21 protein-coding genes are annotated in these 22,260 nt (G+C 57.5%); 8 read left to right on the forward strand and 13 right to left on the reverse strand.

Annotated elements, in window-relative coordinates; translation table 11 throughout:
- Positions 1-19: 19 nt before the first annotated feature.
- Together AAAX36_RS05185 and AAAX36_RS05190 are read right to left on the reverse strand one after the other, a co-directional pair.
- Positions 20-238, reverse strand: coding sequence for a hypothetical protein (locus AAAX36_RS05185; RefSeq protein ID WP_022094153.1), 219 nt, complete (start codon positions 236-238; stop codon positions 20-22).
- A gap of 21 nt (positions 239-259) precedes the next feature.
- Positions 260-3,403, reverse strand: coding sequence for a hypothetical protein (locus AAAX36_RS05190; protein WP_349074415.1), 3,144 nt, complete (start codon positions 3,401-3,403; stop codon positions 260-262).
- Positions 3,404-3,601: 198 nt separating this feature from the next.
- On the opposite strand from AAAX36_RS05190, the gene AAAX36_RS05195 reads away from it, so the two are divergent.
- Together AAAX36_RS05195 and AAAX36_RS05200 are read left to right on the forward strand one after the other, a co-directional pair.
- Positions 3,602-4,624: a WYL domain-containing protein gene (locus AAAX36_RS05195; RefSeq protein ID WP_161155902.1), complete on the forward strand. Its 1,023-nt coding sequence runs from the start codon at positions 3,602-3,604 to the stop codon at positions 4,622-4,624.
- Positions 4,611-5,528 carry a WYL domain-containing protein gene (locus tag AAAX36_RS05200; RefSeq protein WP_161155904.1) on the forward strand — a complete coding sequence of 306 codons (918 nt, stop codon included), beginning with the start codon at positions 4,611-4,613 and terminating at the stop codon, positions 5,526-5,528. The genes AAAX36_RS05195 and AAAX36_RS05200 overlap by 14 nt, the downstream gene beginning before the upstream one ends.
- On the opposite strand, the gene AAAX36_RS05205 is transcribed toward AAAX36_RS05200, so the two are convergent.
- Positions 5,525-8,419 (reverse strand): helicase C-terminal domain-containing protein, encoded by a 2,895-nt coding sequence (locus AAAX36_RS05205; RefSeq protein ID WP_349074417.1) that lies wholly within the window; start codon positions 8,417-8,419, stop codon positions 5,525-5,527. The two genes, AAAX36_RS05200 and AAAX36_RS05205, sit on opposite strands and share 4 nt — an antisense overlap.
- Positions 8,413-9,378, reverse strand: coding sequence for a D-alanine--D-alanine ligase (locus AAAX36_RS05210; RefSeq protein ID WP_349074419.1), 966 nt, complete (start codon positions 9,376-9,378; stop codon positions 8,413-8,415). The genes AAAX36_RS05205 and AAAX36_RS05210 overlap by 7 nt, the downstream gene beginning before the upstream one ends.
- A gap of 85 nt (positions 9,379-9,463) precedes the next feature.
- Here AAAX36_RS05210 and rlmN point away from each other — a divergent pair, with 85 nt between their 5' ends.
- Positions 9,464-10,516 (forward strand): 23S rRNA (adenine(2503)-C(2))-methyltransferase RlmN, encoded by a 1,053-nt coding sequence (gene rlmN, locus AAAX36_RS05215; RefSeq protein WP_055287295.1) that lies wholly within the window; start codon positions 9,464-9,466, stop codon positions 10,514-10,516.
- A gap of 198 nt (positions 10,517-10,714) precedes the next feature.
- On the opposite strand, the gene AAAX36_RS05220 is transcribed toward rlmN, so the two are convergent.
- From AAAX36_RS05220 to rpmH, 9 genes are all read right to left on the reverse strand, one after another.
- On the reverse strand, positions 10,715-10,969 hold the full coding sequence (locus AAAX36_RS05220) for a hypothetical protein (RefSeq protein WP_349074422.1): 255 nt from the start codon (positions 10,967-10,969) through the stop codon (positions 10,715-10,717).
- Positions 10,959-11,864, reverse strand: coding sequence for a ParB/RepB/Spo0J family partition protein (locus AAAX36_RS05225; RefSeq protein ID WP_349074424.1), 906 nt, complete (start codon positions 11,862-11,864; stop codon positions 10,959-10,961). The genes AAAX36_RS05220 and AAAX36_RS05225 overlap by 11 nt, the downstream gene beginning before the upstream one ends.
- Complete coding sequence (locus tag AAAX36_RS05230; protein ID WP_022093800.1) at positions 11,857-12,657, reverse strand: ParA family protein; 801 nt, start codon at positions 12,655-12,657, stop codon at positions 11,857-11,859. The genes AAAX36_RS05225 and AAAX36_RS05230 overlap by 8 nt, the downstream gene beginning before the upstream one ends.
- A 134-nt stretch (positions 12,658-12,791) precedes the next feature.
- Positions 12,792-13,457, reverse strand: coding sequence for a 16S rRNA (guanine(527)-N(7))-methyltransferase RsmG (gene rsmG / locus AAAX36_RS05235; protein WP_349074426.1), 666 nt, complete (start codon positions 13,455-13,457; stop codon positions 12,792-12,794).
- 168 nt (positions 13,458-13,625) lie between these two features.
- Entirely contained in the window at positions 13,626-14,195 is a 570-nt protein-coding gene (locus AAAX36_RS05240) for a R3H domain-containing nucleic acid-binding protein (protein WP_022093802.1), read from the reverse strand.
- 44 nt (positions 14,196-14,239) lie between these two features.
- Entirely contained in the window at positions 14,240-15,010 is a 771-nt protein-coding gene (locus AAAX36_RS05245; protein WP_349074427.1) for a YidC/Oxa1 family membrane protein insertase, read from the reverse strand.
- 29 nt (positions 15,011-15,039) lie between these two features.
- Positions 15,040-15,264, reverse strand: coding sequence for a membrane protein insertion efficiency factor YidD (yidD, locus tag AAAX36_RS05250; protein WP_082222962.1), 225 nt, complete (start codon positions 15,262-15,264; stop codon positions 15,040-15,042).
- Positions 15,261-15,599 carry a ribonuclease P protein component gene (gene rnpA, locus AAAX36_RS05255; RefSeq protein ID WP_006236191.1) on the reverse strand — a complete coding sequence of 113 codons (339 nt, stop codon included), beginning with the start codon at positions 15,597-15,599 and terminating at the stop codon, positions 15,261-15,263. Before rnpA ends, yidD begins: the two co-directional genes overlap by 4 nt.
- Positions 15,600-15,619: 20 nt before the next feature.
- Positions 15,620-15,754, reverse strand: coding sequence for a 50S ribosomal protein L34 (gene rpmH, locus AAAX36_RS05260; RefSeq protein WP_019127408.1), 135 nt, complete (start codon positions 15,752-15,754; stop codon positions 15,620-15,622).
- A gap of 345 nt (positions 15,755-16,099) precedes the next feature.
- Here rpmH and AAAX36_RS05265 point away from each other — a divergent pair, with 345 nt between their 5' ends.
- From AAAX36_RS05265 to AAAX36_RS05285, 5 genes are all read left to right on the forward strand, one after another.
- Positions 16,100-17,452, forward strand: coding sequence for an ATP-binding protein (locus AAAX36_RS05265; RefSeq protein ID WP_118080023.1), 1,353 nt, complete (start codon positions 16,100-16,102; stop codon positions 17,450-17,452).
- 15 nt (positions 17,453-17,467) lie between these two features.
- On the forward strand, positions 17,468-19,192 hold the full coding sequence (locus tag AAAX36_RS05270) for a DnaA/Hda family protein (RefSeq protein WP_055287302.1): 1,725 nt from the start codon (positions 17,468-17,470) through the stop codon (positions 19,190-19,192).
- Between the two features lie 238 nt (positions 19,193-19,430).
- Entirely contained in the window at positions 19,431-20,534 is a 1,104-nt protein-coding gene (gene dnaN / locus AAAX36_RS05275) for a DNA polymerase III subunit beta (protein WP_022094338.1), read from the forward strand.
- A 9-nt stretch (positions 20,535-20,543) separates the two neighbouring features.
- Positions 20,544-21,650 (forward strand): DNA replication and repair protein RecF, encoded by a 1,107-nt coding sequence (gene recF / locus AAAX36_RS05280; protein ID WP_148331763.1) that lies wholly within the window; start codon positions 20,544-20,546, stop codon positions 21,648-21,650.
- On the forward strand, positions 21,637-22,200 hold the full coding sequence (locus AAAX36_RS05285) for a DciA family protein (RefSeq protein ID WP_349074431.1): 564 nt from the start codon (positions 21,637-21,639) through the stop codon (positions 22,198-22,200). Before recF ends, AAAX36_RS05285 begins: the two co-directional genes overlap by 14 nt.
- The last annotated feature ends 60 nt before the right edge of the window (positions 22,201-22,260 follow it).

Consider the following 22,260-nt stretch of genomic DNA (forward strand, 5'->3'; position numbering starts at 1 on the left):
ATCATGTAAATCGCCGTATCTACTCTGCAGACGAAGATCCACCATCAACGATTGCCTGCTCGGACTCAGGAATCCCATCGGCACCCGTACTCTGTTCTTGCTCCACCTCTTCGCTGATTGCGGAGGCGGGGGTCGAGCCCTTTGCACCCACGATGTAGGCAGCCCCAAATCCTAACGCAATGGCAATCAAGGTCAAAATCACGTAGACAGGCCAATGGCGCTTAATATACGAAAACACGTTGACTCCTTAGAGCTCCGTCTACGAACGGCGGATAACCTCGGTCACGACCTCGGATACCGTGGCAATGTTCGTCGGGTTGACATTGTGGGGCAGGTCGTCCTCGGTACGAGCGCAAGCCAGACGCGTGCCGTCCACGCCGGCGATGGTGAGGGCTCGGCGGCTCGCCTCGAGCGCGGCATAGGCATCGGTCTTGGCATAGGGCATCTCGAGCGCGCCACAATCGACATGGAACGACTTGCACACCTTGCTGACCAGGTTCATGATGCGGCGATCGCCCTTGAGCAGCTGCTGTTCGCCCTCAACCGTCACAACCGAAAGCCTACCGGCGCCGACGGATTCAAGATTGATGAAGAATACGCCGCGGAGCTTATCGCGATGCGAAGCCAAGAAGGCCTTCATACCGGCGCCATCACAATCCGAGGCGCCCGTTGCCACAAACCAGATATCGTGACCGAGCAGCTCATCATCGCCCATAGAGGCGACAGCCGAGAGCATATCTTCGGAAGAAGCGCCATCGGAAGACGTAGCGCCGCCCTTCCAGCCATCGTTATCGTCCTCGAAGTTATCCCACGAACCGATACCGCGACCGGACTTCTTGGCATCGTAATCGTCTTCGACGCCCAGCCAATCACTCATGCTGTCCTGCTCGTTTTTCCTTTTACGACCGAACAGGCCACCCAGGCCGCGTTTGCGAGACTTGGGTGCCGCCGGGGCGGGAGCCGAAATGGTCTCGATCGGCTGTGCGCCCGACGCAACGGGCATAGGAGGCGCAACGGGTGCCGATGTGGGTTCGGGGCCCTGGGCAGTAGCAAAGGGATCATTGACCTGTGCGGAGGGGTCGGGAAGGTCGAACAGCGACGTGCGAGACGCAACGTTTGCCTGCTTCATAGACGGCAGCGACGGATCGGGGACCGAAGCCAGCGGAGACGAGGAAGGTGCAGGCGACGGTGCCGACGCCGGATCGGGAACATTCATCTGCGGGCGCGGCGATGCCTGGGAGGAAATCTGGGCCATAAGGGAATCGACCGTTTCGTCCTGGGTGGGAGCGACATTGGCAACCGTGGCACCGGAACCACTCGGGGTCGGCATGGTGAAAATCTGCGTGGAATAAGGCCTCGACTCATCCGTCTCGGGAGTCTCGGAAACCGCAGGCACTTCCTCCTGCTCGACCTCGGTCGAATCATCTTGCTCGGCTGCCGCGTATTGCTCTTCGTCAGAGTTGGCCTCGACGGGCTCGTCCTCGGCGGCATCTTGGATTTCGGCAGCATCAACAGGCTCGGCAATCGCGGTGCCCTGTTTTTCAAACGTTATCGTGGAATCGAACTGCGCGGCATCAAACGACATGGTGCTATCGACGTGCTGCTGAGCCTCGAAAGACGTCGTCGCTTCAACAACATCCGCGGACGCCGGTTGCTGGGACTCAAAGGACGTTGTAGCTTCGGCGGCTTCGACGGGCGCGGACTGCATAGCCTCGTTCTGCTCGAACTCTTGCGCCGCGAGCTCACGTGCCGCCTCGGCTGCCTGCTGCTGAGCGATAGCCTCCTGCTCGGCAGCCTCGCGTGCGGCAGCGCGCTTCTCCTCGAAATCGTCGACAAATTTCTTGCCCTTTGCAAACGCACCCTTAAAGAAGTTGGAAGCGCTGGCGCCAATCGACGAGAACGCGGATGCAATGTCGGCATGCGGCGTTGCCGCGGGAATCTCGGCCGAGAAATCAGTATCGCTCTCGTAAGACACGCGCCTCGGTTGTTCAACGTAATCGTCGTCAGACTCGTCCGCAACGTCTTGCGCCGGTGCGGCGGGAGCCAAAATGTCCAGTCCTGCCGCGGGATCGAACGCGGACACCGCCTCGGGATCGGCAACGGCAGCGGTAACCGCGGCAGACTCATCATCCGCAGCGACAACGGGCGCAGGCGCAGCCACGACGGGGGCAGGCTCGGGCTCAAACGTTGGCTCCTCGCCCTCCTCGTAATCGAGCGTGCAGGACTCGGGAAGCATTCCGAGCGCACGGATGGCATCCGAACCAAAGCGGATGTTGCCGGCGGCGTTGCGATAGAGCTTGGGCTCGGGCTCGGCAGACTCCTCCGCCGGCTCGGCAGCGGGAACCTCGTCATTGAACTCTTCGGCTTGGGCAGCCTGATTCTGATCCTCAGGCACGATAGCGCCGATCAGCGTCTCGTCGGCAGACGCACCCTCAAAGCCCTCGATTTGCTCGTCGAAAGCCTCGCCCTGTTCGGGCTCGGTCTGAGCGTCGGGAGCAATCGGCTGACCGAATTCGTCCTCGGCGTAGGTAGGCTCTTCATACTCGATGGTGTTGCCGTAGTCGTTTTGCTGCTGGGCCGCGGCATATTCCGCCGCTGCGCGCGCCATTTCCTCGGCACGACGCTTCTGCTCCCCAAAATAGGTATCGAACGGAACATCGTCGGGAAACTCGTTTTCGCCCTGGAAGGGAGCAACGTTGTCCATAACGCCGAGCATAGCGGCGACAGAAGACTTGTTGCACACCGCGCCAGACGTATAGGGAAGAATGTGGCGGTTAGAGATGATGTTTACCGCGTTGGCGAGTGCAACGAGGGAAGCGAGGATCGCGACAATCCACAGCAGAACCTTGAGCGCGCCGGGGAGCGGCAGAATACGCAGGATGGCAACGGCAGCGGGGGCAACCGTGGCAACGGGCAACAGCTTGGCGATGAGTGCACGATACGAAGCATAAGGCTCGCGGGCGAGCAGCTCAGCACGGGGAGAGTCGTAGTGTGCGACAACGACCACCGGGCGGTTACGCGGGGACGCGAGCGGGCCCGAGGCCTTGTGGTAGGCGATGACATTTTGGCTCACGCCCGTCTTGCCCAGGCGCGAAACCACGGGGTGGCCCGTGCGCTCGAGCACGTAAAGAACGGCGCCGACAATGGCCAGCAAGGTGCCGACCAAGCCGATACCGCCGCCGATGCCCATCAGCAGGGCGCCGGCAAACGCAAGAATACCGGTAACGGCAAATGCCAACCTACTGGGCGCCGGGGCATTGAACTCCTGAACCTCGGGGTCAAAGCCGTGGTTGCGGAAGATCTGAGCGATATCTTCGGCAGCCAAGCGCTCTTCTTCGCTGCATGCCGGCGTAATGCCGGTGTTCTGCAGCAGGTGGTTAATATAGTTCTGGGTGTTCGCCATGTGCGCTCCACATCCATAATCCGACAAATAGGCCCAATGCATGCACATTAGAACCGTATATAGTCGAAAGTATACCCCGAGCGAGCGCAAACGACCGAATTCGGGCCATCTTAACGCCCCGAGCGGACAAGGATATAGCCTAATCTCCATATCGGACTAAAATCATGGCAGCAAACCACCTTCTCATGCGAGGACTCTATGACGGCAAGCGACACGACCGAGACAATTAAAAAGGGAAATTCGGAGCCCAGTTTCGATAAAACGGCTCAGCGCATCCTCAATCTTTTCTTTGTGCTCAATAGCTCCCCCGAACCGCTGACGACCGAGCAGATCGTCTTGGATTCTGACCTGGGATATGGCTCGGGCAATATCGACTCGGATAAGCGCAAGTTTCGACGCGATCGTGACAAGCTGCTCGAACGCGGCATCTTAATCAAGGAGGTTCGCCCCACCGGCGCGCAGGAGACCGAGGAAAGCTCGTGGACAATCGACCGCGAGCACACGTTTGCGGCAGGCGGCCTCATTACCGCAGACGACGCCGATATCCTGCTCAACGCCATCGACCAGACACTAGCGGCCGGCTCATCCACTTTTGCCGCACCGCTTGCCGATATTCGCTCCAAGATTGCCTATCTCACCGGCAGGACGACGGTAGACGAGGCGCCGATCAGCCGCTCTCCCACCGTCGATGCGGTTTGGAGCGCCTTTGCCGAGCGATGCGCGCTGCGATTTTTATATCAGAACGGACGCGGCGAGCAGAGAGAACGTACCGTCTGCGTCTACGGCATGTTCGAGCGCGAGGGCGTGGCTTACTTCTGCGGCCTCGACAACGTCACCGACGACATCAGGACATTCCGCTGCGACCGTATCGTTCGCGCTTGGCGTCCTTCGAAGGCCTACGTCATCCCCGCGGACTTCAACCTCAGCGACTACCTGTTCTTTGAATTCGATTTTGCCGACCGACCGCCCGTTGCAGCCACGTTCTCATTCGCCCCTCAGACGCAGATCGATATGATCAACGGTCTCACGCGTGGGCGAGGTGAGCTCGTACACACCGATGTGGGATGGACCTGGACCGTTGACGTGCGCGATCTTGAAGCCGGCGCCTCATTTTGCATGGCCCACGCCATGGACGGCATGAGGCCCGTGGCCCCCAAATCGCTCAAACAGGCGTGGAACCACCTCATTGAAAGGACGGTGCACGAGTATGCCCGTGCGTAAACTCACCAGCGAGCAGAGACTCTCGCGCGCCATCGACATCATGGAGGCCCTCTACGCCGCCGGCGAGAGCGGCATGACACGGACCGAGATTTGCAGTCGCTTTGACATCACGGGGGTATCGCTCGACGAGATTCTCGAGATCGTCTCGACGCTCGCGGACCGAGAATCGGGCGCGCGCATCATCTGCGAATGCCGCGGCGAGCGTGTGGTCCTCACCGGTGACGCCGGGCGTGTGCTACCGCTGCGCTTGAGTGCCGCCGAGGGCGCTGTGCTCAACCATGAACTTGAATCGTTGGGGATCGAGCCGCATACGGCAGCTCGGATTCGACATGCCCTTCTACCCGAAGAGCTCGGCTATAACCAGCGCGTCTTTGACACCGTCAACCACGGGTCGCACTGGCAGCAGCTGAGCTGCGCCATTCAGGACGGTGTTCGCTGCCGCATCTCGTATCGCTCGATGGACGATGCACGGCCACGTGAGCGTCTGGTCGACCCCTTGCGCATTACGGCAAACGGCGACCAAACATACCTGATTGCCTGGGACATCGCGGTCGATGAGCAGCGCACCTATCGCATGGATAAAATCGAGGGACTCGCCTTGACGGAAGACTCCGTCGTGCCTCATGCACCGGACGTCACATCCCTCCACGATTCCCTTGCTCGGACGCAGCGTAGCGCAAAGCTCTTGATGCCATTCGATATGGCGGAGCATCTGGACTGGGCCGGCATCACCCTAATCGAGCGCAGCGGGGCAGACATGGCAACGGTAACCGTGCATTATGGCTCCGAGCGTTGGCTACTGAGCCAGGTAATCGCAGCGGGCGGAGCCATCCGCATCTTGGATGACCCCGCCCTGTCAAAGCGTCTGTGCGATATGGCAAAAACCCTCGTCTGTCCGCTTTAGCGCCGCCGCTCGTGGCGTGCACGCCACAGTTGCAGATAGTGCCCAATCTGTGCCGATTCGATGCGCTGGTAGGAGCTCGTGGGCAGCGACGTTAAGAACTTCTTTCCGTAGCCCTTCGTCACCAGGCGCGGGTCGGCCAGAATCAGCACGCCGCAATCGGTCGACGAGCGGATAAGGCGGCCGGCCGCCTGCTTGACCTCGAGCACCGCCTCGGGCAGCGAATAGCGCGCCCAAGCGCGGTCTTCACGCAGGTTGCGCTCGCACGAGAGCGGGTCCGTGGGGCTCGAGAACGGCAGCTTGGGAATGATGACGCAGCGCAGCGTCTCGCCGCTGGCGTCGAATCCCTCCCAGAAGGCCTTAAGCGCAAAAAGCGATGAAGTCGGCTCGCTGATAAACCGGTCGCGCAGGCGACGAGGAGATGAGTTGCGCTGCTGGCAGTTGAGTTCCAGACCCGCACGGGCCATCTTGGGCTCAACGCGGGCGTACAGGTCTTCCATGTCGCGCCGATTGGTGAACAGTGTGAGCACCGATCCGCCCATGGCAAGATGGGCGTCGACCAGCACGCGCTCGAGCGCCGTAAGATAGCTCTCGCGATCGCGCGGATCGGGGATATCGCCCGCAACGACTACAGCCATGTTCGAATCGAAGTCGTAGCTCGAGTCCAAGTGCAGCGATGAGGATGTTGAAGCACCGATGCGATCGAGGCCGACCGCGTGGTTAAAGTGTTCAAAGCTTTTGGACACCGTCATGGTCGCCGAGGCAAAGATAGCCGTGTGAACCTCGGGCAGCCACTCGGTTGCCAAGGCCTCGCCAATGTCGATGCGCTCTGCGGTCATTGACTCTCCGCCGGCACGCAACCTGCGATTGACCTGCAGCGAATACACGTAGTGTTCATCGGTGCCGTCGATGATGAGTTTGAGGTTCTCGGCCAACTCGTGCAGGCGGCGCGAGATATCGCCCAAGTCGACAACAACCTCGGGCTTGTCGGTGGCGACGGCTTGCACCAGCGCGTCGACGCACTTGTCAGCTTGTTCCAACGCATCGATGGCAGCGTAGGCCGACTGTAAGAAATCATGCCAGTCGTCAGATTCGCGCAGCTCGGGGCCAATCCATAGATTGGCATTGTCATAACCCCCACGGGCACGGCGGCCGAGCTCGCGAACGCCATCGAACACGTCGGCGATTGCCATGCTCGCGCGCGCAACCGTCGACGTCGCCTTGGCAGTAAGGCCCAGATAGAGCGTAGAGCCCTCAGAGGTTGCCAAATCACGGGAGACCTGGCTTAGCGCACCGGTGCTCGAGCCACCCAGGCGCTCAAACAGAACGCGTGATTCGTCCGCCGACACCACGCGCGCCCACTGACGGCGCGCCTCGCGCTCGATAGAATGAGCCTCGTCGATTACCCAATGACGAATCGGAGGCAAAATCCTGCCCTCGGCCGCAACATTGCGGAACAGCAGGGAATGGTTGGTGACCACCACGTCGGCATGCGCCGCACGACGGCGAGCGCCGTGGACCAAGCATTTTTCAGGGAAAAACGGGCAGAGGCGACGAGCACACTCGCGCGAGGCCGTCGTAAAGTCGGGGCGGTTGACGCTGCGCCACCGAATGCCAAGCGAGTCGAGGTCGCCATCGGCTGATTGGCAGACGTACGCCATAATGACCGCGACCGCCGTGAGCGTGTCCGCCGGATCGCGCTTGGTGGTAATCTCGACCTGGCCGCGGCTCATGCGCTCAAGCTTGCGCAGACACGGATAGTGGTCATACCCCTTGAGAGCACAAAATGACAGACCACCGTCCAGTTGCTCGGCAAGTTTTGGCAGCTCATGGTACATGAGCTGGTCGGTAAGATTGTTCGATTTGGTCGCAATACCAACCGTGATGTTGTTACGGCGTGCTGCCTCGGCAAAAGGCACCAGATAGGCCATCGATTTGCCGACGCCCGTGCCCGCCTCAATTACACGATGAGTGCCCGTGACCAGCGCATCGCGGACCTCGAGCGCCATCGCGATCTGCTCATCACGCGGCTCGTAGGTGGGATACATGCGATTGACCAGGCCACCTGGCGCATAGTCTGCCTCAATCTCCTCACGACTCGGCATCTTGAGGACCGGCAGTTCGTCGGCGTCCACCCGATCGTCGGCGCGATCGGCCTTGAGAACGTCAGCACGAGCGGCGCTGAGAGAGAAGATAGAACCAGGGTTCTGCCCTGCCAAGAATGAGAAGATAGGACGATAGGACCAAGGCACATCCGGATGCATGTCGGCTAGGCGCGCCATGAGGCCCTGAGGCAAGTCGGTGAGCGCCACGAGCAACACGCGCCATACGCCACACAGGGCGTCGACGTCGGCATTGGCACGGTGTGATACCGAGTCACAGCCAAACAGATCGGCCATAAAAGACAGCTTGTGCGATGCCAGGCGCGGAAGCGCGATGCGCGACAGCGCCAGCGAATCGATCCAGATATCGCTCACGTTGACGCCGCCTTTGACCGACTCGATAAACGAGCGGTCGAACGTGGCGTTATGTGCGATTACCGGGCAACCACCGACAAAATCGGCGAGAGCGGCTACGGCCTCAACGGCCGACGGGGCATCTGCCACATCGGCATTTGTAATGCTCGTGAGCTCGGTGATCTCGGCGGGAATCAGCTGCTTGGGATGCACGAAGGTATCGAAGCGGTCGACGACCTCGCGGCCCGAAAGACGGGCCGCCGAGATCTCGATCAGCTCATTGTCCTGCACCGAAAGACCTGTGGTCTCGGTATCGAGGACAATCACATCTTCCTCGATAAGGCCGAAGGACTGCGTTTTGGCGCGTTCGGCAAGCGTGGCATAGGAGTCGATGACAAACTGCGGCGTTCCTGACGAAACCGCGTCCTCGATTAGCATGCAATGCCCGCTCGACGAAGGCCCATACGAATCAGGCTGTCACAGACCTGCGGGAACGTCATGTCGTCGGTGTGGCGAATCTCATCCGGATACAGCGACGTATCGGTCATGCCGGGAATGGTATTGGTCTCGAGGATGACGGGGCCGTCCTCGCTCACGATAAAATCGCTGCGCGAGATGCCCAGGCAACCGAGGGCCTTGTGAGCAGCACAGGCAAGCTCCTGAGCGCGAGCGTAATTCTCGGGTGAAATCTGCGCCGGAATACGATGGATGTCCGTAGGGTCGACATACTTCACGTCCAAATCGTAGAACTCGCAGTCCTCAGGCTTGCGAATCTCGACAATCGGCAGGGCGCGCACGTCGTCCTCGCCGTACACGCCGACGGTGATCTCGGTACCCTCGATGCACTTCTCGACCAGCACTTTGTCGCCGTACTCAAACGCCTTGGCAATTGCCGCGGGCAGCTCGGAGGGCTCATGGACCAGGGAAATGCCATAGCTGGAACCGTTGACGGCCGGCTTCACAAAGCTGCGCTCGCCACAAACCTCGACGATATGATCGATATCGACTTCATCGCGCACCTCGAGCGCAAGGCCGGGGGCAATGGGAATGCCCGCCTTGGCGTACAGGAGCTTAGAGACCTCTTTGTCGGCACCGCAGGCGCTAGCAAGCACGCCCGAGGCCGTGTAGGGGATACCCAGGGTCTCCATGGCGCCCTGCATGGCACCATCCTCGCCGCCGGCACCGTGCATGGCGATAAACGCCACGTCAAAGCCGCCGGTCGCCATGGTTACCATAAAGTCATCAGCGGCCGTATCAAGCAGCTCCACCGAGGCGTAGCCGGCTTCCTTCAGTGCCACTACAACGTTCTTTCCCGAATTGAGCGAGATCTCGCGCTCAGCGGAATGACCGCCCGCCAAGACCGCTACGTGCATGTTCTCTAGGCTTTTACCCGGCATGGGCAGACTCCTCCTCTATAATTTCTGCAGCTGATACCATATTGTAGCGATACCCTCTACGTTTCCCCAAAATCGAAAGGCTTCCATGAATCCCAGGACTAAATCTCAGGACATTCGCGACTTGAGCCAAAACGATATTCGCGAGCTTGTGGCCGAACTTGGCCAGCCCGCCTTCCGCGCGAAGCAGCTCATCGAATGGGTCTTCGAGAAGAACGTTTGTTCGTTCGACGACATGACCAACCTTCCCAAGGCTTTCCGCGAGCAGCTTAAAGAGGCTTTTGCCTTTGACACGCCGACTGAACTCACCAAGCAGGTTTCCAAAGATGGCTCTCGCAAGTATCTGCTCGAGTACCACGACGGCGTTTCCGTCGAGACTGTCGGCATGCCCCGTCGTAACAAGCTTTCCGTCTGCGTTTCCACCCAAGCTGGCTGTGGCATGGGCTGCGCCTTTTGCGCTACCGGTCTCAACGGCCTCAAGCGCTCTCTGACCGCTCAAGAGATCGTCGACCAGGTACTTCATGTATCCAACGACTTTGGCGAGCGCGCCACGAGCGTTGTCTTCATGGGCCAGGGCGAGCCGTTTGCCAACTACGACGAGGTTCTCAAGGCGCTGCGAATCCTCAATGACCCCGATGGCATCGGTATCGGCGCTCGTCACCTCACCGTCTCTACCAGTGGCGTTATTCCCGGTATTCGCAAATTTGCCGACATCCCCGAGCAGTTCACGCTTGCTGTTTCACTGCATTCCGCCATCCAGTCGACGCGCAATAAGCTCATGCCCGGTGTTAAGAAGTACACGCTGCTTCGCCTTCACGAAGCGCTTCAGCTCTACACCGAGAAGACCGGCCGCCGCCCAACCTATGAGTATGCCATGATCGAAGGCGTCAACGATACGAATCCGGAAATGCAGGCGCTCTGCGACTTCTGCGAGGGAACGCTGTGCCACGTTAACCTCATTCAGCTTAACGACATCGAGGGTAGCCCGCTCAAGCCGTCGCCGATTCATAAGGTTGAGGATCTTCAGCGTCGCCTTGAGTCCCGTGGCATCGAGACAACGATTCGTAACTCCCGTGGTAACGATATTGACGCCGCTTGCGGACAGCTGAAGCAGCGCTTCAAAGTTCAGAAGAACGCATAGGGGAGTCGCACCCCAAAACGTTTCATGTGAAACATCGAACGACCCCGGTTGCAGGATATGCAACCGGGGTCGTTTCATTTATTGACCTTAATTTTGAATCAGCTGCTACTGGTTCCATTTTTACGGGCAAAATAAGGGGTCCTTGTCTCGTGAATCAGACAAGGACCCATCACAATATGCTAAGTAATTGTTAGGTACCTAATAGCCTACATTTTCCCATTGGTTGCTGACCCAACCCTGATTAATCTTGGGATTCTTCGTTACCTGAGCGGTACGCATTGCAACATCTTCTGTCATAACATCCATTTTCTTCTTGGATGTATCGACAATATCTTGCGCACTACGAAGCAAACGACCTCGAAGTTCATCGTCTGTCGCGATCTTATAGCCAGCAAAGGCACCAGCCGCGACAGTCGTCGCCAATGCAATCGCAGTTAAAAATCTATTCCTCATCTTGGCCTCCTTGATCAAACTGAATCATTTCGCCAAGAATACGAGAGAGCTCTTCCTCGTCTTTAAACTCAATCTCAATCTTATTCTTTCCACGCGAGCTCTTCACACGCACGTTGGTATTAAAAACCTGACGAAGCACGCGGGCTGCCTTTTTAAAAGACTGAGGGGTTGCAGGCCTCGGCGTCTTAGGTGTCTCTCCGGCAGAAAACAACGGAGCAAGATTTTCTGTCGCTCTTACGGAAAGGCCCTCTGCAACAACCTTCTCTGCAAGTCGAATTCGAGCATCCTCATAGGGAACTGCAAGAATCGCACGTGCATGACCAGCAGTAAGTTTACCCTCAAAAATCATCTGCTGAACTACTTCGGGGAGATCGAGAAGACGCAGCGAGTTTGTAATTGCAGAGCGTGACTTGCTTACTGCCTTCGACAATGCCTCCTGGGTCATACCGCTGGCATCGATGAGCTGTCGAAAGCCCTTAGCCTCTTCGACGGGATTCAGATCTGAACGTTGAAGGTTTTCGATAAGAGCAAGAGCCAGCATCTCTTCATCATTTACCTCTTTAATGATGACTGGCAATTCTTCAAGGCCAGCAAGCTTTGACGCCTGGTAACGACGCTCACCAGCGATGATCTCATAGCCGTTTCCATGCTTGCGAACCAAAAGCGGCTGCAAAACGCCATGTTCTTGGATTGACTCGCTCAACTCGCGAAGTTCAGTTTCGTTAAAGTGAATTCGGGGCTGATTTGGGTTGGGAACGATATCCTCAATAGGTAATTTTGTTTCAGACGCAGCATTCGAAGCCGATGCAGCCGAACCACCAGTCTCATACTCGGCCTCTGAGACCAAAGCATTGAGTCCACGTCCCAATCCGCCACGTTTCTTTACACTAGGCACGCTTGATCACCTCTTTTGCAAGGTTCATATATGCTTTTGCACCCTTATTTTGAGGTGCATAGGTAATTACCGGTTCTCCAAAAGACGGAGCTTCCGAGATTTTAACCGTACGGGGGATTAGCGTCTTAAACGCCTTATCACCAAAGTACGATTGAACCTCCTCAACAACCTGATTCGATAGTGAAGTACGCGAGTCATACATGGTCATAAGCACACCATAGGTGTCTAAGCCCTTGTTCAGCCGTGATTTGACCATCTTCATTGACTCAAGCAGCTTCGTAACGCCCTCGAGTGCGTAATATTCGCACTGGATCGGAATCAAAACGCTGTCTGCTGCGGTCAAAGCGTTGATAGTAAGCAGGCCGAGCGAAGGAGGACAGTCAATAAAAATAAAGTCAAACTCGTCCTGAATTGGCTCAAGCAAATCTTTGAGGCGGGTTTCACGAGCAATTGCGCTTACGAGCTCAATTTCCGCGCCTGCAAGTTGAATTGTAGCCGGAATAACGAATACCTTTTTACAATTTGTATCAAGAACAAGCGATTCTGCCGGCACATCATTCAACAATGCATCATAGATGCAGTGATCAAGGTCTTCTTTTTCAATTCCGAATCCACTGGTGCTGTTTCCCTGCGGATCAAAATCGACAATCAGCGTCTTACGACCCTGCTCACCCAGTGCTGCTGCAAGGTTTACAGCCGTCGTTGACTTACCGACGCCGCCTTTTTGATTGATGATTGCAATAATACGCGTGTCTTTTGCGCTCTTAGAACGCTTAACGTCGCGAAATCCCACGGTCCCTCCTGGTGTGTATTAAAGCTGTCAAACGGAGGATGTTTCACGTGAAACAATCCGAATCGATATCAACCGCCATGTTTCACATGAAACACTGCAAGTTGTTAGTATCCATTATGTTTCACGTGAAACATCTAGGCAAGCGGATTCTTCTTTGCCACGCCATTTGCACGAGGCAATGAGACGGATGCTGGATGACTCTTCTTAAGAACAATGAACTCCCTGTGACCCAAGCCTTGAGGCAAATCAATTGCATCATTCAGAAGCAAAGTGAAGCCGCAAATCTTAGCTGCTGACATGCCGGAAGCAAGCTCCTCATCCGAAGGATTGCCCTTGGTTATAACAAATAGCCCTCCATCCTTCAGATACGGAGCCGCATACTCAACAAGAATCGGTAGAGGGGCCAGTGCGCGGGCGGTTACAACAGAGAACTGCTTCTTATGGCTTCGAGCATATTCTTCAAGACGATCATGAACCGCATGAGCATGTTTCAATCCAAGAGCATGGACAAAGGAATTAACCGCATCAACCTTCTTGCCAACAGAGTCAATATAAGTAGCTTTACGATGTGTGGCTATGGTTAATGGAATACCAGGGAAGCCCGCACCTGTTCCCATATCAAGCAAAGCTCCCTCAGGAGCCTTGTTGATATAGGGGAGCAAAACAAGTGAGTCGAGGATATGAAGTACTGCAGCATCTTCTACGTTAAGAATACGGGTGAGATTGGTTGTCTTATTTGTTTCTAGAACCAAATCCAAATGCTGAATACATTTCCTCAGCTCAACATCAGTTACGCTCAAGGAATACTCTTTGCAATAGGAAGTTAGACGACTCAACATCTCGTCAGCCTGCTGATCAGTAAGTACTAACAACGAAAGCTCCTTTCTGACAAAAATCAGTGTATCGAGAACTTTTGACAAAAAAAGGGGACGTGGAAACCACATCCCCTTAGCATAAGCTCGAGAAGATTATCGAGCAACAATCACCACATGGCGATCAGGGTCAGAACCCTCAGAATGAGTATCGACGGCATCATTGCCACGAAGTGCAATGTGAACCAGTCGACGCTCGTAGGCATTCATGGGCGGAAGCGAAACACTCTTATGAGTGCGGATGGCACGCTCGGCAGCAGACTGAGCCATGGAAGCAACCTTGTCCTGACGGCGACTCTTGTATCCCTCTACGTCCACTACAACCGGATACCTAAAGCCAAGTTTTCGGCTCACCAGCAAAGAGAACATAACCTGAAGGGCATCAAGGGTGCGACCATGACGGCCAATGAGAACAGCAAGGTCGGGAGCCGTTACATCCAAAATCAGCTCACCCTCGTCGCCCTCATACTCATCGATAGGAGAGTTGGCGGCATCGAAGTGCGAAAGGATGGAACGCAGGATGGAAATCGCAACATCGGCAATGGTGTCGAGCTCCTCATCGGTCAGCTCTTCACCAGCCTTGTAGCGCTGTGCAATCTCGGGATAATCGCCCGCGACCTGCGGGGCAACCTCCTCAAGCATATCCTCGATGATCTCTTCAGACATAACGTACTCCAAAAGTTAGGTACCTAAATAAGATTGATATCCCGTTACTTCTTCTTGTGCGGGCGCGGCTTCTTCTCTCGACGAGTGACCTCAACCTGCAGCGGAGCGTTCTTAAGACGCTCCTCCTCATCGGCCTTCGCCTTGTCGATGACCTTCTGCGTCACAAAAATCTGCTGGATAACCTGCCAAGCAGACGAGACGTCGTAGTACAGCAGAACACCAACGGGAAGGCTCCAGCCCATCCAAAGCATCATGACCGTCATGACAACGGCCATCATACGCATGCTCTGAGCCTGCTGGCCGGTCTGGTTGCGCGACATATAGAGCTGCGGAATCAAGGTCAGGACGGCAAACAGAATCAGGCAAACCAGCGCGGGCAGTGCAACCATAAAGCCATCGGCAAAGGAAGCGCTCGGCGTGGTGGTCAGGTCGGGCAGGATGTTGAAGAACGAGAACGTGCCGTCGTTAAAGTACTGCGGCAGGTTGCGCAGCAATGTCAACAGGGCGAACAGGATAGGCATCTGAATCAGCAGCGGCAGACAGCCAGCCATGGGGTTGAACTTGTTCTCGCTGTAGAACTTCTGCATCTCCTCGGCCTGACGCTGGGGATCGTCGGCATAGCGCTCCTGGATCTCGAGCATCTTGGGCTGCAGCACCTGCATGCGAGCCGTCGACTTGGTCGACTTGAGCATGAGCGGCGTCAGCAGCAGACGGATGATGACCACCAGGATGATGATGGACAGGCCCCAGTCGACCGCAAAGGTCTGGATGAGCTTGAGCAGCTCGAAAAGGATGTTAACGATCCAATCCCACATGTAAGTTTTCCTCCGATAGCGAGTGCCCGCTAGGGCACAGGGTCATAACCGCCGACGTGCAGGGGATTGCAGCGAGCGATGCGCCTCACGGCAAGCCAGCAGCCTCTCAAAACACCGTGCTTCTCAATCGCCTGGATGGCGTATTGCGAGCACGTTGGGTAATAAATGCAGGCGTCAGGCAATAAGGGCGAAATAACCTGTTGATATATGCGAATAGGAGCGATGGCAACACGTCGCAAAACGTGATTGCTCATCGCTCCTCCCCGGCAACGCCGGCGCGCTTCATAAGCGAACGCAACGCCTTGTCCATCTCCTGCGGCGAGGAAACCCTCGTCTTGGGAGTTGCAAACAAGATGATGTCATAACCCGCAACGGGAAATCCGCAGCTGCGGGCGGCCTCGCGCATCACACGCTTAGATCGGTTGCGCACGACGGCACAACCGAGTCGCTTAGCACCAACGAAGGCGACCCTTCCGGAGTCGCCTTCGCCAACCGATTCACATATGGTCATTCGAATCAGAGGGTGATTGAAACGACGCCCCTGACTGAACACATGCTCGAAATCTTGCCGAGACTTAATAGTCTTCATGCGAGATGTGTGTATCGCTGCTAGACAGTGAGACGCTTGCGGCCCTTGGCGCGACGACGGGCGAGCACGGCACGACCACCCTTAGTGGCCATACGGGCACGGAAGCCATGGGTCTTGGCACGCTTACGCTTATTAGGCTGATACGTACGCTTCATCTTAAGTTCCTCCTGCTGCATTTCGAGTGTCCGCGGGGACGCGGACGCAGATATAGACACGTGAGCTTGAAGATTGTAGGGAAATCAATGTTCAAATGTCAAGAAATCAAAGGTAAAAGGTTGCGCAGTTCACACGGTTCCCCCATAAGCACAACCGAAATTTGCGCCTCATGGCAACCTTTCACGATATTTCATCGAGTTTTCAACAGGTCATGTTGGCAATGTTGAGAACTTTTCGCCCGTTTTCCAAAGTTTTCAACAGGTTTTGAAAAGTTGTCGAAAGATGAGAAACATTGCACGGTGAGCTACTATTTGTTCGAAACCTTTTGAAAGATTGCGAGCAGCATGTCTGACGACTTTTACACCATGGTCGATTCCGGAGACCCGGCACCCGACAACGAGCACATCACCGGCGTGCGCGAAGAGCGTGCGGAAGGCGAGCAGACGACCACGCAGGCGCCAAAAGCCATGTACGCCGCGCGCATCGCCGTCTATGACGACATGCTGTCGACACCGCGTGTGATCGTCATTGATCCGCAAGATGTCCGCACGTATTTGGAAGAGACGACCAACACCGTCTACCAGTGCATGAAAGAACAAGGTGGCCATATCTCGCTCATGGTCATCCGCGAGATTGTCGAAAACTTTATCCACGCGCACTTTGCCGAGCCCATCATCTCGATTCTGGACGGCGGAGACACCATCCGCTTTGCCGATCAAGGACCCGGCATCGACGACAAGGAGCGCGCTTTCGACTTTGGCGTTACCAGCGCAAACAGCAAGATGAAGCGCTATATCCGTGGAACCGGAGCAGGGTTTCCCATGGTGCAGGAGTATTTGGAAAACGCCGGCGGTGCCGTATCCATCGAGGACAACATGGGCAACGGCACCGTGGTTACGGTAAGCCTGAACCCTAAACGCGTGCAGGAAATCGAGCGTGCCGGCGGACGCGGCGCTGCCGTGCGGCCCGAGACGGAGCAGCCCACATATCCCCTGCCGGGAGCTTTTGCGCAGCAGCCCGTGGCAACGCAGCAGATGCAGCCCCCCGTGGGACAGATGCAGCAGCCCGGAATGCTTCCCACACAAGAACCCCAGGCGGCATCTATGTCGATGCCGCCAAACATGCCAGAGGCCATGCCACTGGCTGATCAGGATGCAGCAGCAATGCAGCAGGCGACGGGGGCGCCGGGTGGCCAGCAAATGGGCTATCAGCCGTACCAACAGGGATATCCATATCAGCAGATGCCGCCACTGGGGTATGGCCAGCAGTTCCCGCAGCAGTACCAGCAGGGATATCAGCAGCCGTACCAGCAGATGCCGCAGCAGCAGTACAACCCCTGGGCCCAGCAGACGCCTCCGCAGCCTTACCAACAGTGGCCTCAAAGTTTTCAACAGCAAATGCCGCCGACGCAGAGTTCTCAACAACCAGCAGCTCAAATGATGTATCCTAATGCAGTAAATCAGTATGCACAGCCACAACCGGACGTGTTCGTAAGCGATCGCGGCAACGCCGCGCTGGGCTATCTGGCGCAAAATCAAGCGTGCGGCGCAACCGATCTTGCGAGGGCGTTTGGAAACTCGGCCCCCACTTGGTCACGCACGCTCAATGACTTGGCGCAGGCCGGCTTGGTCATCAAGCATGGCCAGAAATACCATCTGACCGAACTCGGCGCCGCTCGCGTGCGAGCTCAGAGCTAAAGAACGGGAGAGACAGTGGACGAGGAAGCAAGCATCATCCTGGGGGATGCCATCGCCTTTTGCCAGCGCGACGGCCAAGATGCACGCCTCATCAACATGCTGGGGCAATCGCGCGCCATAAGCCTGACCGAAGATACGCTCACGATCGAGGCCCCCTCGCGCTTTGCCATCGCGCAGCTCAAAAAGCATCAGCCGACTATTGAGGCTTATCTGGAAGAAATCGCCTTTGCACCGATTGCGCTCGACATCGTGGCGCCGCAAGGCGCCGCGACGGAATCCGCTGCCGCGACGGCGCCCGCCACGGCTCCCGCTGCTTCCCCGACGGTACCAGCCTCCGCAAGCGACGTGCCGACAATCGAGCACCAGCACAGCGATGTTTCCCGTGAAACCATGGCGCCGTTGCCGACCGCGGCGGCGACGTCAACGAACGCACCCGTCACGCACATGCCCATCGCTCACGACGCAGCGGCGGGCGCGGATTCGGGCATTGCAATCAAGAACACGCTCTCGGCCGATGATTTTCGTCGCATGATGAACCAGATGAAGGGCGGAGCGCCGACCAAATCCACGCAAGCTGCGACCCCCGCTTCACCCATGCCAGCACCGACCGTGCCGGCCGAGCAGAATACGGATGGAGCCCCGCTCGCCGCGAACTCAAAATTTACCTTTGAGAACTTTGTCTACGGCCCCGAGAACAGCCACGCCTATCGCTCGGCACTCAAGTTTGCCGCCCTCGCGGACGAGCGCGGCACATGCACATCCCTGTTCATCTATGGCAAATCGGGGCTGGGCAAGACCCATCTGCTGCTCGCCATCAAAAACGAGCTCGCCGAGAAGTCGCCCGAGATCAAGGTCAAGTATGCCAACTCCCAGGCATATCTGGACGACCTGATGACCGAGTTCGACCGTCAAAAGAAGAGCAACGCCCCCATCATGCAGGCGTACCACGGCGTGGACGTGCTCATCATCGATGACATCCAAAACATCATCGGCAAGCGCGCGAGTGTGGACTACTTTTTCCAGCTCATGGACGAGTTCATCCGCAACAACAAGAAGGTCGTCATCGCGGCAGACCGCGCCCCCAAGGACCTGAGCATGGACGAGCGTCTGACCAGCCGCTTCAACGCCGGAATGCTCTGCCTGGTCGCAGAGCCCAGCTACGAGATGAAATACAAGATCTTGCAGCGCTATTACGAGAACACCATCGTCGCCGCTCCCGAGGCAGGCGACGACTCGCTGCTGGCGGCCTATGGGGGCGACGGCGGGCACCTGACCGACGAGCACTTTAAACACATGGCCGAGGTCTCGGGCACCAACATCCGCGAACTCGAGAGCTTTTGCGAGCGCTGCGCCGGCGAGGCGGGCGACCGCGAGCGCGAGGGCGGGGAGCTCACCTTTGACGATATCGACGCCATCGCCAGCCAGTACTTCGACACATCGGCCAAAAAGATCAACGTCCAGACGGTTCAGTCCGTCATCGAAGAGCAGTACGGCGTGACGCACGAGGAGCTCATCGGCCCGCGTCGCAACGCCAATATAGCCAAAGCACGCCATATCGCTATCTACCTGGCCATCGAGATGTGCGAGATGACGACCACGGCGGTGGGCGCCGAATTTGGCAACCGCAACCACTCGACCGTCAGCACGAGCTACAAAAAGGTCCAGAAGATGATCCAGGAAGACCGCACCGTCACCGAAGACCTCAAGTCGCTGCGCGATAAAATTACACTGCGCTCGTAGGGAAATAGAGACACCTGTTGAAAACTTGTCGAAACCACGGGCATAAGGTGTCTAAAACCCAACCCGCGGTGATGAAAAGTTTTGCGCAGGTTTTGAACGTGGAAAACCACCCCTGTTGCACACAGGTTGCTGTCGATTCTCTTTTTGGGTCTGACCTGCGTCTTTGGGAGTAATCAACAGTTTCGTCAGTGCTATTACTATTATTAAGATATTTATATCTATAGAAAGGTATTAAAAGATGAAGTTCACCGTCAGCCAGAGCTCGCTTACACAAGCCATCGGCGTCGTTATGAAGGGTGTCGCTTCGGCATCCACCCTCCCCATCCTGTCGGGCGTGCTCGTTAAGGCCCAAGACGGCATCTTGGAATTCCAGACCTCTAACTACACCATCTCGATCCGTCATCGCATCGCGGCGCATGTCGAAGAAGAGGGCGAGATGGTTATCCCCTGTAAGATGCTCTCCAATATCACTAAGACCCTCCCCGATGCCCCGGTCACCTTTGAGCTGTCCGAGCGCCAGGTGCTGATTGGTTGCGAGAAGAGCTCGTTCCGCCTGAACACGCTCGATGCCAATGACTTCCCCGAGTTTCCGGCCTATGCCATCGAGAGTGCCGTGGAGCTGCCGACCGATATCTTGTCCGAGATGGTCGGGCGCGTATGGCGCGTCACCTCGACCGACAAGGCCCGCCCCATCCTGGGCGGCGTGCACATGAAGGTCGAGAACAACACCGTGCGCCTGGTGGCGACCGATTCCTTCCGCTTGGCCGTGTGCGATACGCAGGTTGAGACCTCGACCCTCGAGGGTTCCTTTGAGCTCAATGTTCCGGCTGACGCCTTTAACGACGCGCTGAACATCATGGCCAGCCAGGCGACCATCATGATCGGGGCTACCGACACCCAGGTCGTCTTCGAGGCCGGCAATACCACCTACGTGTCGCGCCGCATCGAGGGCGTGTACCCCAACTACAAGCAGCTCATCCCCGATTCGTGCGTGACGAGCGTCAAGATTGACGTCGCCGCCTTTAACGCCGCCCTCAAGCGCGTGGCCGTTATCGCGAGCGCCAACCCCGCCGTCAAGTTCGAGATCGATGTCGAGAACGGGCAGATGGGCCTGTCCTCCATTTCCAATGACCAGGACCTTGCACAGGAGACGATCGATGTCGAGGCCGAGGGCGAGTCGGGTACCATCGCCTTCAACTACCACTACATCTTCGGCTGCCTCAATGCCCTGTCCAAGGAGAAGGAGATCACGCTGGAGCTCAAGAGCTACTCGCAGGCGGGCATCTTCAAGTCCTACGACAAGATCAACTACCTGTACCTGGTCATGCCGGTCCGCATCTAGCGTTGCGCCATGACCATGTTCGCCCGCGATCTTTCCGTCGCGCACTACCGCAGCTTCGATAGCTATCGCCTTGCCTTGGACGAGGGCGTGACGATACTTGCGGGACCCAACGCGGCGGGAAAGACCAATCTCATAGAGGCGCTGCAGCTGCTGACGAGCGGCGCCTCGTTTAGGCATCCGACCGCAGCCGAGCTCGTCCGTGACGGCGTGGGATCGTGCAAGGTCGAGCTGAGGCTCGAGGGCGACGGCCGCGTGCTTGATATGGGATTGAACGCGGAGGACGGTAAGCGCTCGTTTAGCCGCAACGGCAAGAGATGTTCTGCCGCCGGTGTGCGCGGGGTTCTGCCGAGCGTGCTGTTTTGCCCCGACCATCTGGACATGGTTAAACGAGGCGCCAGTGTGCGCCGCGCTGCCCTCGATGACTTTGGCATGCAACTGAGCGCACGCTATGCCGATCTTGCGAGCACCTATGGGCGCTGCGTGACCCAGCGTAACGCCTTGCTCAAGGAGACCTGGTGCTGCCGCGAGATGCTCGGCGCGTGGAACGATTCGATTGCCCGCGCGGGCTCGGCTCTGCTTGTGCACCGGTTGGCCCTGCTCGACCGGCTGGCGGGCCATGTGCACACTGCCTACGGGCAAGTGGCATCCGGTGAGGCCGCCAACGTGACCTATACGTCCACGCTGGGGGATTTGCCCCAGGTCGAGGATCGCGAAGAACTGAAGGGCTGGGCGTACGAGCGCATGCTGGCTGCCCTTGATGAGCACGCCGACGAGGAAATTCGCCGCGGCGTGACGTTGGTGGGACCGCATCGCGATGAGATTGAGTTTACCGTGGCGGGTCGCTCCGCCCGTTCATTTGCCAGCCAAGGTCAGCAGCGAACGTTGGTTCTGGCCTGGAAGGTGGCGGAGGTGGCCGTGGCTCGCGATGTCCTGGGCACCGCCCCACTGCTGCTTTTGGACGACGTGATGAGCGAACTCGACGGCGAGCGCCGCGGTGCTTTTCTGCGGCTGATCGGCGATGATATCCAGACGGTCATAACCACGACCAACCTGGGGTACTTTACCGATGACCTGCTTGATCGAGCCAAGGTGGTGAGCATGGGTGAGACGTGCTAATTACGAGCGCGAGAGCGAAACGGTCGCCTTCAGTGGCTTTTTGAACGCAGAGCGCCAACGCATCCTGGCGGCTGCGATACCTGAGCGCCGTGCGCAGATGGAGGCTGCCGAGGAGTCGCGCGCGGTCTATCGCGCGTGGAACGCGGTGTGCTCGGGCACGCGCGAGGGGCGGCATGTGACGGGGCTGCGTTACCTGCCCGAGTCCAATGAACTGCTGGTGTATCTCGACTCGCCCTCGTGGACGCAGGAAATGACGCTGTTGCGCGAGATCATCCGCGCGCGCATGGAGCGCGCCGGTGCGCATGTGGACGGCCTGGTGTTCAAAACCACCGCACCCGGTCACACGCCGCCCGCCGCCAAGGAGCGCCTGCGCCCGCCGACGACAGAGCGCCCGCCGGCCCCGCATGCCGACCTCAGCGATGCCGAGCGCACCGAGATTGAGTGCCAAGTGGCGCCCATCGAAGACCAAAAACTGCGCGAGGCCCTCGAGAACGCCATGAGAGCCAGTGCCGAGTGGGCCAAGGGCGTGCAAAGCAAAAAAGAGCCTTAAATCGCATCTGGTGGCCTTGTAGAGCCAAATACCCTCGTTCCCGAGGGTATTTTTTTACGA

This window comes from Collinsella sp. CLA-ER-H10, from assembly GCF_040092475.1.
Taxonomy (GTDB): Bacteria; Actinomycetota; Coriobacteriia; order Coriobacteriales; family Coriobacteriaceae; genus Collinsella.